We start from the raw sequence: 14,795 nt of genomic DNA, 5'->3' as shown, positions 1-14,795 counted from the left end.
AGGTCTCGGCCCATGCGGAATTGGGCTGGATCTTCAACTGCGTCGCCCGCGTCGGCTGGATGAACCGGATGACCCAGTTCAAGGACAAAGCGGGCAGCAATGCCGAAAAGGTCTCACTGGGCCTTTATGCCTATCCGTCGCTGATGGCCGCCGATATCCTGCTTTATCATGCCACCCACGTGCCCGTGGGCGACGACCAGAAACAGCACGTCGAGTTGACCCGCGACATTGCGGCCAAGTTCAACCATGACTTCGGCGTCGATTTCTTCCCGCTGACCACGCCGGTTATCGAAGGCCCCGCCATGCGCATCATGAACCTGCGCGACGGAACCAAGAAGATGTCCAAGTCCGGCGACAGCGACATGGAACGCATCAATATGACCGATGATGCCGATACGATCGCGCGGAAGTTCAAGAAGGCAAAGACCGATCCCGCACCGCTGCCCGAAACCGTCGATGGGCTGGCAGATCGGCCCGAGGCGAAGAACCTCGTCGAAATCTACGCCGCGCTGAACGACCAGACCGCAGAAGCGGTGATCGCCGAATACGCCGGTGCAGGCTGGGGCAGGTTCAAACCCGCGCTGGCCGATCTTGCGGTCGAAAAGCTGAGCCCCATCGCCAATGAGATGGCCCGCCTGATGGCCGATCCCGCCGAGATCGACCGTATCCTTGGCGAAGGGTCCGCGAAGGCGCGCGAGATTGCAGAGCCGATCCTGCGCAAGACCTATGACATCGTGGGGATGTTGCGCAGCTAGGGCCGCGCAATTGCGCACAAAGTTGGTGCGATCCGGCCTCTTTTGTGAATCTCTGTAGCGGCATACTCTGACCGTGAGATTTCACAGGAGGGTCACATGACCACCACACCATCTGCCTCCGTCGGCCATGTCCATCTGCGCGTCTCCGATCTGGAACGGTCGATTGCCTTTTACCGCGATGTGCTCGGGTTCGACCTGATGCAGCGCTATGGCACCGGCGCCGCCTTTCTGGGCGCGGGCGGCTATCACCACCACATCGGGCTGAACACATGGGAAAGCCTTGGTGCCACACCCCCGCCCGCTGGCCACACGGGGCTTTACCATTCCGCGTTTCTCTACCCCGACCGCAAGGCGCTGGGACAGGTCATCAAGCGCGTCGTCGATGCCGGTATCCCGCTGGATGGTGCCGCCGACCATGGCGTCAGCGAGGCGGTCTATCTGCGCGACCCCGACCAGAACGGCGTCGAGCTTTACGTCGACAAGCCGCGTGATGTCTGGCCGCGCAACGCGGACGGCACCCTTGCGATGATGAACGCGCGGCTGGATGTGGGCGCGCTTATCGCCCTGGCCGAACCTGCGTCATAAAACTGAATCGCGCGGCGGGCATTGTCGGGCTGAGGTATGGATTCGCTCTGCCTTCGTGTCCTGGTGGTTGCGCTCGTCCCTCGTAACACCATGCGATCCCCGGCGTCCGGTGTCCCCCGCACCGGACGCCGCCCTTCTCTTTACCTTGCGCAAGACCCGCCCTACGGTCCATCCGAACAGGGAGGCGATCATGGCGACCGGCAAGAACATCTGGACCTATTTCGAAGGCGCATGGCACGAAGGCGACGTGCCCATCATGCGGGCCGCCGACCACGGGTCGTGGCTGGGGTCGACCGTCTTTGACGGTGCGCGCTACGTGAACGGGCTGGCCCCTGACCTTGACCTGCATTGCGCGCGGGTGAACCGCTCGGCCGAGGCGCTGATGATCACACCGACCGTCAGCACCGAAGACATGGTGGCGATCATATGGGAGGGGCTGAAAAAGTATCCCAAAGGGGCCGCCGTCTATATCCGCCCGATGTATTGGGGGATCGACGGGGATGTCACCGCCATTGTGCCCAACAAGGGCACGACCGGCTTTGCCATCTGCCTTGAGGAAATCCCCTTCGCCCCCGAGACCGCAACGGTGACCCTCGGCCGCACGCAATTCCGCCGTCCGGTTCTGGAAAGCGCTGTCGTGAACGCCAAGGCCGGATGCCTTTATCCCAACAACGCGCGCATGCTGGCCGAGGTGCGGTCTCGCGGGTTCGGCAACGCACTTGTCGCCGATGCCATGGGCAATGTCGCCGAAAGTGCCACGGCCAACGTCTTCATGGTCAAGGATGGCGCCGTCTTCACCCCGATCGCCAACGGCACCTTCCTGTCCGGCATCACCCGCGCGCGGCATATCAGGAACCTGCGCGCCGATGGTGTCGCGGTGCATGAAACCGTGCTGACCTTCGCGGACTTCGAGGGCGCGGACGAGGTGTTCCTGTCAGGCAATATGTCGAAAGTGACGCCCGTCACCGCCTTCGAGGACCGGCAGTATCAGGTCGGCCCGGTGACGCGAAAGGTGCGGCAGCTTTATTGGGATTGGGCAAGCAGCGCGGGTTAATTGCGCCGTTGCCAGTGACCACGCGATCCGTCACACTTGGCAAAGGGTTGGGAGACACATCATGCGCAAGTTTCTGGTTGTTCTGGATGACAGCCGCGAATGTCTGAACGCGATGCGCTTTGCCGCGATGCGCGCGGCCCATACCGGCGGCGGTGTTGCGATCCTCTCGGTCATTCCGCCGGATGAGTTCAACCACTGGATCGGTGTGGGCGAGATCATGCGCGCCGAAGCGCGCGAGCGGATCGAGGTGCATTACGAGGTCTTCGCCAAGTGGATGCGCGACAAACAGAACGTCCACCCCGAGTTGATCATCCGCGAGGGTGAGCCGGTGAACGAAATCCTCGCCCTGATCAGTGAAGACCCCGAAATCGGGGTGCTGGTCCTCGGTGCGGGCACCGACAACAAGGGCCCCGGACCGCTGGTCACGCATATGACGCGGCACGCAGGCAGCCTGCCCGTGCCGATGACGATCGTGCCCGGCGATCTGTCGAAAGAACGGCTGGAAGCGATCACCTGATCCAGTTTAGAACGGTTCCAAAGTCTTGACATCCGGGTCTGGAAACCGCATATCTAAATCCTGACAAAAAAGGTTTGCCGCATGTTCATCCAGACAGAATCGACCCCGAATCCGGCCACGCTCAAGTTCCTGCCCGGCCAGAACGTGCTAGAGGTCGGAACGGCCGACTTTCCCAGCGCGGAAGCCGCCGCCGCATCCCCGCTTGCCCAGCGCATCTTTGCGACCGGCGGCGTTACGGGTGTGTTCTTCGGGATCGACTTTGTCACGGTGACCAAGGCCGATGATGTGCAATGGGATCACATCAAGCCCGGCATCCTTGGCGCGATCATGGAACATTACCAGTCCGGCCAGCCGGTCATGGGCGCCGATCACAAGCCCGCCAGCGGCCACGCCGACCACGAGGGCGAGGATTCCGAGATCGTGAACCAGATCAAGGAACTGCTCGACACCCGCGTGCGCCCTGCCGTGGCGCAGGATGGGGGCGACATCACCTTCCACGGGTTCGACCGTGGCGTGGTCTACCTGCACATGCAGGGTGCCTGTGCCGGTTGCCCCTCTTCTACCCTCACGCTGAAAATGGGGATCGAGAACCTGCTGCGCCACTACATCCCCGAGGTGGTCGAGGTGCGGCCGGTCGCGGCTTAGGCAGCCGCGCAGGTATGACTCTGCCCAAGCCCCTCGTTCTGGCATTCGACACATCGGCGGCGCATTGCGCCGCCGCTTTGCTGTGCGGCGACCGGATTGTCACCCGCGTTGACGACATGGCCAAAGGCCAGGCCGAGCATCTGATGCCGATGTTGGAAGCGGTCTTGACGGCAGAGGGGCTTGCATGGCGCGATCTCGATGCCGTTGCGGTCGGCGTCGGGCCGGGGAACTTTACAGGTATCCGCATTGCGGTGTCCGCAGCGCGCGGGCTGGCGCTTGGGCTTGGCAAACCGGCGATCGGGGTGGACGGTTTCGCGGCGCGCGCATGGGATCAGGCGCGGCCCTTCACCGCTGAAATCCCTGCGCCGCGTGGGCAGGCCTATTTTCAGGACTTCGGTTCGGACGGCACGACAGGCGAACCCTCTCAGGGCAAGGCGACGGACGCAGCCCAGAGAACCGCCGCCGAGCTGGTCGCCGCCATCGCGCGCATCGCTGCGGCACGTCTGGACCGGCCCAATCCTCGCCCCAGCCCGCTTTATGTCCGCAGCGCCGATGCCGCCCCGCCGCGTGATCCCGCGCCGGTGATCCTGCCGTGACGCCCGCAGCGATGGCCGCAACCCATGCCGCCGCCTTTGCAGAAACGCGCGGCTGGGATGCCGGTGAATTCGCAGGGCTTCTGTCCGATCCCAATTGCCTTGTCACCGGCGATCCCGCCAGCTTTGCGCTGATGCGCGTCACCCTGGACGAAGCCGAACTTCTGACCCTTGCGACCGCGCCCGGCCACAGGCGCAGGGGCCTTGCCCGCAAGGCCCTGACCGAGGCCGAGACCGAAGCGACGGCACGCGGTGCCGCCTTTGTTTTCCTCGAAGTCGCCGAAGACAATGCCGCCGCGCGGGCGCTCTATGCAGGGATGGGATATGGCCCTGTCGGGCGGCGCAAGGGCTATTACACGCCCAAAAATGGGGCACCCGTGGCAGCCCTTGTGCTGCGCAAGGAACTGCCCCCAGGGTGACCCTGCGTCAAACCGCGCCAGATGCCTGCGCAATGGGCTTTTGCACCCGTATTTTCCCAAAAAGCTGTTGATCTTCCCTGCGAGGCAAGGCCTTATCTACCGATGACCGGACTCACAGGGGTCTGGGCTTTAATCGAGGCGGGCGCAAAACCCGGCATAACCTCGCGTAACGACCTGGGAGATTACCAATGACACTTATGCAGAAATTCCTTGGCGCCTCTGCTGCGCTGGCGCTGACCGCTGGCGCTGCGGCGGCAGACCCCGCCATCCTCTTCGATCTTGGCGGCAAGTTTGACAAATCCTTCAACGAAAGCGCCTACAACGGGGCCGAGCGTTGGGCGACCGAAACCGGCGGTTCCTACGCCGAGGTGGAAATCCAGTCCGACGCCCAGCGCGAGCAGGCGATCCGCCGCTTCGCCGAAGCGGGCAACAACCCCATCGTCATGGCCGGTTTCTCTTGGGCGACCCCGCTGGCGGAAGTCGCTGCCGACTACCCCGACACCAAATTCGCGATCATCGACATGGTCGTCGATGCGCCGAACGTCCGTTCCGTTGTCTTCAACGAGCATGAAGGCTCTTACCTCGTCGGCATGCTGGCCGCGATGGCGTCCGAGTCCGACACCGTGTCCTTCGTGGGCGGTATGGACATTCCGCTGATCCGCCGCTTCGGCTGCGGCTATGCACAGGGCGTTCTGGCCGTGAACCCCGACGCGACCGTGATCGCGAACATGACCGGCACCACTCCTGCCGCATGGAACGATCCGGTGAAGGGCTCGGAACTGACGCAGGCCCAGATCAGCCAAGGGTCTGACGTTGTCTTCGCGGCCGCTGGCGGCACCGGCGTCGGCGTTCTGCAGACCGCCGCCGACCAGGGCATCCTGTCGATCGGTGTGGACAGCAACCAGAACTACCTGCACCCCGGTCAGGTTCTGACCTCGATGATGAAGCGCGTGGATAACGCCGTCTACGAAGCCATGATGATGGGCGCCGACCTTGAAACCGGCTTCAACGTGATGGCAATCGGCAATGAAGGCGTCGGCTATGCGCTGGACGAATTCAACGCAGAGCTGATTTCCGCCGACATGCAGGCCGCCGTTGATGCCGCAGCCGCAGCGATCACCGCAGGCGAGCTGGTCGTGCATGACTACATGAGCGACGAAACCTGCCCCGCGATCAGCTTCTAAGCAGGTCCGAACGGCCACAAGACGACAGGGCCGCGCGAGAGCAATCCGCGCGGCCCTTTTTGTCACAACCACAGGTGCACCCATGACCGAGATCGCCCCCGCCATCGAACTGAAGGGCATTTCCAAGGCCTTCGGCCCCGTGCAGGCAAACAAGGATATCTCGATCCGCGTGATGCCGGGCACGATCCACGGGATCATCGGCGAGAATGGTGCCGGCAAATCGACGCTGATGTCGATCCTCTACGGCTTCTACAAGGCCGACAAGGGCGAGATCTTCATCGGTGGCAAGAAGACCCAGATCCCCGACAGTCAGGCGGCGATTGCCGCCGGGATCGGCATGGTGTTCCAGCACTTCAAACTGGTCGAGAATTTCACGATCCTCGAAAACGTGGTTCTCGGGGCGGAAGACAGCGGGCTTCTGCGCCCCTCGCTGGCGCGTGCGCGGCGCGAGTTGAAGAGCCTTGCCGAAGAATACGAATTGAACGTCGATCCCGACGCCCTGATCGAAGATGTCGGCGTCGGCATGCAGCAGCGGGTCGAGATCCTCAAGGCGCTGTATCGCAAGGCCGATATCCTGATCCTCGACGAACCCACCGGCGTGCTGACACCCGCCGAGGCCGACCACCTCTTCCGTATCCTCGAAAACCTGCGCCGCGAAGGCAAAACGATCATCCTGATCACCCACAAGCTGCGCGAGATCATGGAGATCACCGACACCGTCAGCGTCATGCGCCGCGGCGAGATGACCGCGACCGTCAAGACCGCCGAAACCAGCCCGCCGGAACTGGCCGAACTGATGGTGGGCCGCAAGGTCTTGCTGCGGGTCGACAAGACGCCTGCGCAGGTGGGGCGGAAAATCCTTGAGGTGCGCAATCTCAACGTCACCGACAGCCAGGGCGTGCACCGTATCAAAGACGTCAGTTTCGACATCCACGCAGGCGAAATCCTCGGGATCGCAGGGGTTGCGGGCAACGGGCAGTCGGAATTGCTCGAAGTCTTGGGCGGCTACGAGAAAGCCACCGGGTCGGTCAGGATCAACGGCGAGGAAATCGACCTGACCGGCGCCCATTCCGACGGGCAAAGCCGCCGCGCCAAAGGGATCAGCCACGTCCCCGAAGACCGGCAGCGCGAAGGCCTGATCATGAACTTCCAAGCCTGGGAAAACACCGCCTTCGGCTATCACCACGACGCCCGCTACCAGAAGTCCAGACTGCTGATGGACAATGCGGCGATCCGCCAGGACACCGAAGGCAAGATGGCCCGTTTCGACGTGCGGCCACCCGATACGCAACTGGCGGCCAAGCACTTTTCCGGCGGCAACCAGCAGAAGATCGTTCTTGCCCGCGAGATCGAACGCAACCCCGATCTGCTGCTTGTGGGCCAACCGACACGCGGCGTGGACATCGGGGCCATCGAGTTCATCCACCAGCAAATTGTTGCACTTCGGGATCAGGGAAAGGCAATCTTGCTTGTTTCCGTAGAGCTCGAGGAAATTCTGTCCCTCTCCGACAGGATCGCGGTTATGTTCGACGGCAAAATAATGGGCGAACGCATGCCTGAGCAGACAGATGAAAAAGAACTCGGCTTGTTGATGGCAGGCATGACGACAAAGCCGCGCGGCCCCCTGCACGAGGCGGTCGAGGCGCAGCTTGCGCATGCCGGCACCAACCCCGGCAAAGAGGTGTAGGCGATGCCAAGGTGGGCCGATGTCATTCTCATTCCGCTGATTTCGATCCTGCTGGCAGCGATCCTTTCGGCGCTCGTGATCCTCGCCATCGGTGAAAACCCGTGGAACGCGCTGAAGCTGATGGTCAGCGGTGCGCTGGGGTCGACCTATGGCTGGGGTTACACGCTCTATTATGCCACGAACTTCATCTTCACCGGCCTTGCGGTCGCAATCGCCTTTCATGCCCGCATGTTCAACATCGGGGGCGAGGGTCAGGCGCTGGTCGGGGGTTTGGGCGTGGCCGTCATCTGCCTGTTCATTCCATGGCCGCATTGGTCGCTTGCCCTGATCGGGGCAGCGATCGGTGCCGCGATTTTCGGCGCGGCATGGGCGGCGATCCCGGCCTTCCTGCAAGCCAAGCGCGGCAGCCATATCGTGATCACCACGATCATGTTCAACTTCATCGCGGCCGCCTTGCTGAACTACTTCCTGATCGGCGCGCTGAAGGTCCCCGGCTCGATGGAGCCTGCGACCGCGCGCTTCCCCGAGGCGACGCATCTGCCCTCGTTTCAGGAGATGTTCAATTTCGGCGACACCACGTTCTTTCGTGGCGCACCCGCCAACATCACCTTCTTCGTCGGCCTCGCCGCCTGCGTCCTTCTTTGGGCGCTGATCTGGCGGACGCGGCTGGGGTTCGAGATCCGGTCCTTTGGTGAATCCCAATCGGCCGCGAAATATGCGGGCATCAGCCCGACCAAGATCATCATGGTCTCCATGCTTATCTCTGGCGGTCTCGCCGGCATGATGGCCATCAACAACGTGCAGGGCGAGGCCGAACGGCTGGTCCTGAACGCAGTGGAGGGGGCGGGCTTTATCGGCATCGCCGTCGCGCTGATGGGGCGCAGCCATCCTTTCGGGGTCTTGCTGGCGGCGCTTCTTTTCGGCTTCCTCTATCAAGGCGGCGCAGAACTCGCCCTTTGGACGTCGATCCCCCGTGAGCTGATTATCGTAATACAGGCATTGGTAATCCTCTTCACGGGCGCACTGGACAATATGGTGCGCATGCCGCTCGAGCGGCTTTTCCTATCATTGAGGAGAGCAAAAAATGAAGGCAGGACAGTTTAAAGTGGGCGTCGAGGACGATACCGGCGCCGATCTTGGGTTTGTATTGAGTTGTCTGGCATTGGGCATGATCTCGATGGATGAATTCCACCAGTGGATCCATCACGTCATCGACAACACGCCCGGGCAGAACGTGCCGCCGCATCTGATCGCGATGCTGGGGCTGCGCAAGCCCGCCAGCGTGTTCAAACCGAACGAAGCCGTCATGTCGCGCATCCCGCATGATCCATTCATCACCGATGACCGGTTCGACGCGATGCTGGGATTGCAGTTCTTCCTGCGCCGCGACAAGACGCAGGCCGTCGAGATCACACAAGCTCAGGCCGAAGCCGCCCTGCGCCGCAACCCCGAAGTGGCGGACCGCTTTTTCGCGCTCTTCCCCTTCCTGATGGAGAAAGCTGCCTAATGGACTTCGGCACCCTCTTGCAGATGCTGGACGCTACCTTGCGTCTGGCGACACCGCTCTTGCTGGCCTGTCTTGCGGGCCTGTTTTCCGAGCGTGCCGGTATCTTCGATATCGGGCTAGAGGGGAAAATGCTGGCGGCGGCGTTCCTGTCGGCTGCCATCGCCGCCGTGTCGGGAAACGTCTGGCTGGGTCTGCTGGCGGGGATCAGCGCGTCGCTGGTTCTTTCAGCGGTGCATGGTCTGGCCTCGATCACCTTTCGCGGCAATCAGCTGATCTCGGGCGTGGCGATCAACTTTCTTGCGGCGGGCCTGACGGTCGTTGTGGCGCAAAGCTGGTTCCGGCAGGGTGGGCGGACGCCGCAATTGTCGGGCAATGCGCGTTTCAATGCCATCGACCTGCCCTTTGCCGAGGCGATGCGTGATGTGCCCATCATCGGCCCGATCTACGCGGAACTGATCTCGGGGCACACGATCCTTGTCTATGTCGCGCTGCTGATGGTGCCGCTGACGTGGTGGGTGCTTTACCGCACACGCTTTGGCCTGCGCCTGCGCGCCGTGGGCGAGAACCCGGCCGCCGTGGATACCGCCGGTGTCTCGGTCATCTGGCTGCGGTTCGCCGCCGTGGGCATCTGTGGCGTGCTTTGCGGCATTGCGGGCGCCTATCTTGCGACCGCCCTGCAAGCGGGCTTCGTCAAGGACATGAGCGCGGGGCGCGGCTATATCGCCCTCGCCGCGCTGATCTTCGCCAAATGGCGGCCTTGGTATGCGCTTTATGCCTGCCTCTTGTTCGGCTTCCTGCAAGCCATGTCGCTGCGGCCCGACGTTGTCGCAGGCATCGCCGGTTTCCGTGTCAACGGCCAGCTTCTGGACGTGCTGCCCTATATCCTGACCGTGATCATCCTTGCCGGTTTCGTCGGCAAGGCGATCCCGCCGCGTGCAGGGGGGGAACCCTATGTCAAGGAACGCTGACGACCTCGCCGGTCTGATCCGTGCACGGGCAGGCGATGCGCCGGTGCGGCTGGGGCTGATCCTTGGGTCGGGCCTTGGCCATATCGCGAACGAGGTGGACGGGGTCGCCATTCCCTATGGCGATCTTCCGGGATTTCCGCATGCGGGGGTCTCGGGGCATAACCCCAACCTCGTGATCGGTGAGCTGGAAGGCGTCCGCGTCGCCGTTTTCGGTGGCCGCGCGCATTACTACGAAAGCGGGCGCGGCGATGCGATGCGCCTGCCGCTGGAGGTACTCGGCGCGCTGGGGGCCGAGGCGATGATCGCCACCAACGCGGCAGGGTCGATGCGGCCCGACATGCCGACGGGGTCGATCATGTGCCTGTCGGACCACATCAACTTTTCCGGCCTCAATCCGCTGATCGGTGAACCCACCGATGCGCGTTTCGTGCCCATGAAGGATGCCTATGATCCGGCGATCCGCGCGGGTCTTCACGCGGCAGCCGATGCCGCCGATGTCGAGATGGCCGATGGCATCTACGCCTGGTATTCCGGCCCATCCTTCGAAACCCCCGCCGAGATCCGCGCAATCCGCCTGTTGGGCGCGGACGCGGTGGGCATGTCCACCGTGCCCGAGGTGATCCTTGCGCGCTTTCTGGGACTGAAAGCCGCCGCGATTTCGACCATCACCAACATGGCAGCAGGCATGAGCGACGAGGCGATCAGCCACGAACACACCAAGGCCATGGCCCCCATAGGTGCCGCCAAACTGGAGAAAGTCCTGCGCGGCTATCTGCGCCAGCTTGGATAGTCCGTTGCCGGACGCATGAATTTGCGTGTGGAAATGTATCAGAAGGCGCTTTTTCTGCCTTCTGGTATTTGACTTACGCGCCTGAAATCTGTTTTGTGCCCCCACTGGCACCAGCGCCATGGAATAGCCCATGCAAATCTATCTCCCCATCGCCGAAGTATCGGTGAATGCCTTCCTTCTACTGGGGCTGGGCGGGATCGTGGGGGTGCTGTCGGGGATGTTCGGTGTCGGTGGCGGCTTTCTGATGACGCCGCTTTTGTTCTTCATCGGCATCCCGCCCGCCGTCGCTGTCGCAACGGAAGCCAACCAGATCGTCGCCTCGTCCTTTTCGGGGGTGCTGGCGCATCTCAAACGCAAGACCGTCGATCTCAAGATGGGCACCGTCCTGCTGGTCGGCGGCCTGATCGGGTCGGGCATCGGCATTTTCATCTTCAACTACCTCAAGGCGCTCGGTCAGGTCGAGCTGCTGGTGCAGCTTTGTTATGTCGTCTTTCTGGGCATGATCGGCAGCCTGATGTTTCTGGAAAGCCTGCGCGCGATCCGCAGGGCGGGCAAGCCGGGCGGCGCGGTTCCGACACGACGCAAGCACAACTGGGTGCACAACCTGCCCTTCAAGATGAAGTTCCGCGTCTCGGGGCTCTATATTTCGGTCATTCCGCCGGTGCTGGTCGGTGTGCTTGTGGGCATCCTTGCCGCGATCATGGGGGTCGGAGGCGGCTTCATCATGGTGCCGGCGATGATCTACCTGCTGGGCATGCCGACGAAGGTGGTCGTCGGCACCTCGCTGTTCCAGATCATCTTCGTGACCGGCTTCACCACGATGCTGCACGCCACGACCAACTACACCGTGGATATCGTGCTGGCGGTGCTTCTGCTGGTCGGCGGCGTGATCGGCGCACAGATCGGCACCCGCATCGGGCTGAAACTGAAGGCCGAACAGTTGCGCATCCTTCTGGCGATCATGGTGCTGGCGGTCTGCGGCAAGCTGGCCTTCGATCTGCTTGTGATGCCGTCCGAGCTTTATACCCTCGGCGTCGAGGGCAGACACTGATGCGGCGGCTTCTTGCCCTCTTGCTGCTATTGCTGGCCCTGCCCGCCAAGGCCGAGCAGATCGTGCTGGGCCTCAGCCGCGACGAGGTGGCGATCACGGCGACTTTCGAAGGCTCTGACATTCTTGTCTTCGGCGCCGTGCGACGCGAGGCCCCGATTGCGAATGACAGCACGCTCGGCGTGATCGTGACCGTTGCCGGACCGGATGAACCCGTGACCGTGCGCCGCAAGGCACGCCGCCTTGGCATCTGGGTCAACACCGACGCGGTCGAGGTCGATTCCGCCCCCTCGTTCTATGCCGTCGCAACCTCGGGACCGCTCAGGGAGGTGCTGCGCGATACCGACGACCTGCGCTACCGGATCACCATTCCCCGCGCGATCCGCTCGGTCGGTGCCGAGGTGGACGACAGCCTGTCATTCACCGAGGCCCTGATGCGGATCCGCGCGAACCAGAGCCTCTATCAGATGCTGGAGGGCGAGGTCGATCTTGAACAGGATACGCTGTTCCGTGCCGCCATCACCCTGCCTGCGAACCTGACCGAAGGGGACTATGAGGCGCATATCTTCCTGACGCGCGACGGGGCCGTGATCGACGAATACATCACGGTCATTCCGGTCACCAAGGTCGGGCTGGAACGCTGGCTCTATAATCTCGCGCATGAACAGGCGGTGCTTTACGGGCTGATGTCGCTTGCCATCGCGATTGCCGCGGGCTGGACGGCATCGGCGGCTTTCTCGCTTCTGCGCCGCTAGCCGCGACCGATATGCGGCATCTTGGTCGCCATCACCATCATCGATTGCACGTTCGCCTCGGGTGGCAGATTTGCCATGTGAAAGACCGAAGCCGCCACATCCGCGACCGCCATGGTCGGCAGCGGGTCCAGCCCCTGCGCGGCGCGGGTCCGTTCAAGATCGCGCACAAGATCCGTCCGCGCGTTGCCGATATCGATCTGGCCGCAGGCGATGTCGAAGGCGCGGCCATCCAGTGACAGCGTCTTGGTCAATCCACTGACCCCGTGCTTGGTCGTCGTATAGCAGACCGAGCCTTCCCGCGGGGTCCAGGCCGAGATGGACCCGTTGTTGATGATCCGCCCACCCTGCGGCGACTGGTGGCGCATCTGCCGGAACGCGGCGCGGGCGCACAGGAACATGCCGGTCAGGTTGACGTCAATCACCTGCCGCCAATCATCGAGCGGGATTTCATCGATGGTCTTCTGCGGGCCGAACATGCCCGCGTTGTTGAACAGCACATCAAGATGTCCGAAGCCGTCAAAGGCCGCATCGACCGCGCCTTCGTCGGTGACGTCGCAGGGCATGTGCACGGCGTTGTCATGCGCGATCTCGGCCAGTTTCGCCGCACTCCGCGCGATCAGGCCGACGCGCCAGCCCTGTGCCAGAAAGTGCTCTGCCGTGACCCGCCCGATGCCACTGCTGGCGCCTGTGATGATGATGGATTTCATGCCTCTTCACTTTCCAGTTTCAACGGTGCGGCGGGAACCTCCAGATCATCGACCCGCAGCACCGATTGCGGCTTGTGCAGCGCGTTGCGCACCACCCACCGCAGCTGAGTTTCCGCCCGCGTGATGGCGACATAGGCCAGACGTTTCCACAAGGGCTGCCCCGCCTCGACCCGGCCCATCCGGCTGGCGGCGTAGATATCGGGGGCGAAGACCTGCACCGTATCCCACTGCGAGCCTTGCGCCTTGTGGATCGTCACGGCGGCGCCATGCAGGAAGGTCGCACCCATGCGCGCGGCGAAGGGAATGAAGGGCTCCGCGTCGCCTTCCTGTTCGATCTTCACGATGCTGGCGGCGCTGACCTGCGGGTCCTCGGCCCCGATGACATGCAGGCGCGAAAAGCCGGGCTTGCGCCCCGGTCCAAGGTAGATCACCTGCGCACCCTTGATCAAGCCGCGCGCCTCGAGGTCCAGCCGCTTCTTGCGATGCTTGAGCGGCAATTCGATCCCGTCGCAGATCAGCGGCTCGCCCGACAGAAGTTCATCGGGTGGCGCGCCAAAGGCCGCACGAAAGGCGTGGATCAGGCGGATACGGGTGGCATTGCGCCAGACCAGACAGGGCGAGCGCGCCATCAGGTCCGCCTCGACCCTTTGGGCCATGACGACGCGGTCGTCGGTTTGGGCCTTCTCCGCGATCATCCGCTCGAAGTCCGCGAAATCAAGGGACGGATCGGCCAGCGCATGGGCAAGATCGAGGATCGGGTTATCCGCCTCTTGGCGGTGGATCCGTTCCAAAGACATCACGCGCGGCGCGGGCAAGCTTTCAAAGACCATGCCCCCCGTCGACTGGACGGGCGGCAACTGCGCCGGATCGCCGAACAGCAGGAGCGTGGGGAAGATCTCCTGCAAATCCTCGAACTGTTTGGCATCCAGCATCGAGCTTTCATCGACGAAACCGATATCCAGCGGGTCTTCGCGCCGCTTCCAGCCGATGATGAAATCCGACCCGCGCAGCCCGGCGGCGGCAAGGGCGGCGGGAACGGATTTGTTGACCTGATAAGAGGCAAAGGCCCGGTCGAGCGCGATATCGGTCAGCGCCTCGATCGCGGGCCGGTCACCCTGCCCCGCCAGCCACTCGGCCACCTTTTCGTATTCGGGGTCATAGACGGGGGTGTAGAGGATGCGGTGAATGGTTGTCGCGGGCACGCCACGGTTGCGCAAGACGCTGGCGGCCTTGTTGGTCGGCGCAAGAATGGCCAGTGTGCGTCGGTCCTTGCGCTTGCGCCCTTCCCAGTCGCCCGAGATCACATCGACGCCCGCCTCGTCCAGCGCGCGGTAAAGGGCCGCCAGCAGCATCGTCTTGCCGGACCCCGCCTTGCCCACGACAGCCATGACCGAGGTTCTTTCCGACAGCGGCGGCTGCAACAGATGATCGTCCAGATCAACCCCGGACTGGCGCAGGGCGATGGCGATATTGTCCCAAGCCTCGGCCTGATCGTCGGAAAATGTGATGTGCTGTCCGGTCATGGGTCCGAGTCTACCGGTGCCGCGCGACGACGACCAGCGCCAAAGGCGGCCGCCAAGC

At 63.0% G+C, this 14,795-nt stretch carries 17 protein-coding genes; 15 read left to right on the top strand and 2 right to left on the bottom strand.

Going from position 1 to position 14,795, the window contains the following annotated elements:
• The 15 genes from trpS to V7N12_RS05225 all read left to right on the top strand — a co-directional run.
• On the top strand, positions 1–755 hold a 755-nt coding region (gene trpS, locus V7N12_RS05295; RefSeq protein ID WP_333713202.1), incomplete at its 5' end, for a tryptophan--tRNA ligase.
• A gap of 96 nt (positions 756–851) precedes the next feature.
• Positions 852–1,340: a VOC family protein gene (locus V7N12_RS05290; RefSeq protein ID WP_333713201.1), complete on the top strand. Its 489-nt coding sequence runs from the start codon at positions 852–854 to the stop codon at positions 1,338–1,340.
• 190 nt (positions 1,341–1,530) lie between these two features.
• The gene (locus tag V7N12_RS05285; protein WP_333713200.1) at positions 1,531–2,394 is read left to right on the top strand and encodes a branched-chain amino acid aminotransferase; all 864 of its coding nucleotides are present in this window, start codon (positions 1,531–1,533) and stop codon (positions 2,392–2,394) included.
• A 61-nt stretch (positions 2,395–2,455) separates the two neighbouring features.
• The gene (locus V7N12_RS05280; protein WP_333713199.1) at positions 2,456–2,911 is read left to right on the top strand and encodes a universal stress protein; all 456 of its coding nucleotides are present in this window, start codon (positions 2,456–2,458) and stop codon (positions 2,909–2,911) included.
• 81 nt (positions 2,912–2,992) lie between these two features.
• The gene (locus V7N12_RS05275) at positions 2,993–3,556 is read left to right on the top strand and encodes a NifU family protein (protein WP_333713198.1); all 564 of its coding nucleotides are present in this window, start codon (positions 2,993–2,995) and stop codon (positions 3,554–3,556) included.
• A gap of 14 nt (positions 3,557–3,570) precedes the next feature.
• On the top strand, positions 3,571–4,152 hold the full coding sequence (gene tsaB / locus V7N12_RS05270) for a tRNA (adenosine(37)-N6)-threonylcarbamoyltransferase complex dimerization subunit type 1 TsaB (protein WP_333713197.1): 582 nt from the start codon (positions 3,571–3,573) through the stop codon (positions 4,150–4,152).
• Entirely contained in the window at positions 4,149–4,568 is a 420-nt protein-coding gene (locus V7N12_RS05265; RefSeq protein WP_333713195.1) for a GNAT family N-acetyltransferase, read from the top strand. Before tsaB ends, V7N12_RS05265 begins: the two co-directional genes overlap by 4 nt.
• Positions 4,569–4,756: 188 nt before the next feature.
• Positions 4,757–5,752 (top strand): BMP family ABC transporter substrate-binding protein, encoded by a 996-nt coding sequence (locus V7N12_RS05260; RefSeq protein WP_333713194.1) that lies wholly within the window; start codon positions 4,757–4,759, stop codon positions 5,750–5,752.
• A gap of 82 nt (positions 5,753–5,834) precedes the next feature.
• A complete protein-coding gene (locus V7N12_RS05255; protein WP_333713192.1) occupies positions 5,835–7,439 on the top strand; it encodes an ABC transporter ATP-binding protein in 1,605 nt (534 codons plus the stop codon).
• Between the two features lie 3 nt (positions 7,440–7,442).
• Entirely contained in the window at positions 7,443–8,543 is a 1,101-nt protein-coding gene (locus V7N12_RS05250; RefSeq protein WP_333713190.1) for an ABC transporter permease, read from the top strand.
• Positions 8,524–8,946, top strand: coding sequence for a hypothetical protein (locus tag V7N12_RS05245; protein WP_333713189.1), 423 nt, complete (start codon positions 8,524–8,526; stop codon positions 8,944–8,946). The genes V7N12_RS05250 and V7N12_RS05245 overlap by 20 nt, the downstream gene beginning before the upstream one ends.
• Complete coding sequence (locus V7N12_RS05240; protein WP_333713188.1) at positions 8,946–9,914, top strand: ABC transporter permease; 969 nt, start codon at positions 8,946–8,948, stop codon at positions 9,912–9,914. The genes V7N12_RS05245 and V7N12_RS05240 overlap by 1 nt, the downstream gene beginning before the upstream one ends.
• Positions 9,898–10,704 carry a purine-nucleoside phosphorylase gene (locus V7N12_RS05235; RefSeq protein WP_333713187.1) on the top strand — a complete coding sequence of 269 codons (807 nt, stop codon included), beginning with the start codon at positions 9,898–9,900 and terminating at the stop codon, positions 10,702–10,704. The genes V7N12_RS05240 and V7N12_RS05235 overlap by 17 nt, the downstream gene beginning before the upstream one ends.
• Positions 10,705–10,834: 130 nt before the next feature.
• Entirely contained in the window at positions 10,835–11,755 is a 921-nt protein-coding gene (locus V7N12_RS05230; protein ID WP_333713186.1) for a sulfite exporter TauE/SafE family protein, read from the top strand.
• Positions 11,755–12,507 (top strand): TIGR02186 family protein, encoded by a 753-nt coding sequence (locus tag V7N12_RS05225; protein WP_333713184.1) that lies wholly within the window; start codon positions 11,755–11,757, stop codon positions 12,505–12,507. The genes V7N12_RS05230 and V7N12_RS05225 overlap by 1 nt, the downstream gene beginning before the upstream one ends.
• On the opposite strand, the gene V7N12_RS05220 is transcribed toward V7N12_RS05225, so the two are convergent.
• Together V7N12_RS05220 and V7N12_RS05215 are read right to left on the bottom strand one after the other, a co-directional pair.
• Complete coding sequence (locus V7N12_RS05220; RefSeq protein ID WP_333713183.1) at positions 12,504–13,214, bottom strand: SDR family oxidoreductase; 711 nt, start codon at positions 13,212–13,214, stop codon at positions 12,504–12,506. The two genes, V7N12_RS05225 and V7N12_RS05220, sit on opposite strands and share 4 nt — an antisense overlap.
• Positions 13,211–14,737, bottom strand: coding sequence for an ATP-dependent DNA helicase (locus tag V7N12_RS05215; protein WP_333713182.1), 1,527 nt, complete (start codon positions 14,735–14,737; stop codon positions 13,211–13,213). Before V7N12_RS05215 ends, V7N12_RS05220 begins: the two co-directional genes overlap by 4 nt.
• Positions 14,738–14,795: the final 58 nt, after the last annotated feature.

This window comes from Yoonia sp. (assembly GCF_036770585.1).
GTDB lineage: Bacteria > Pseudomonadota > Alphaproteobacteria > Rhodobacterales > Rhodobacteraceae > Yoonia.
Note: the sequence above shows the minus strand (reverse complement) of the source record. Positions and strands in the feature narration are given on the sequence as shown.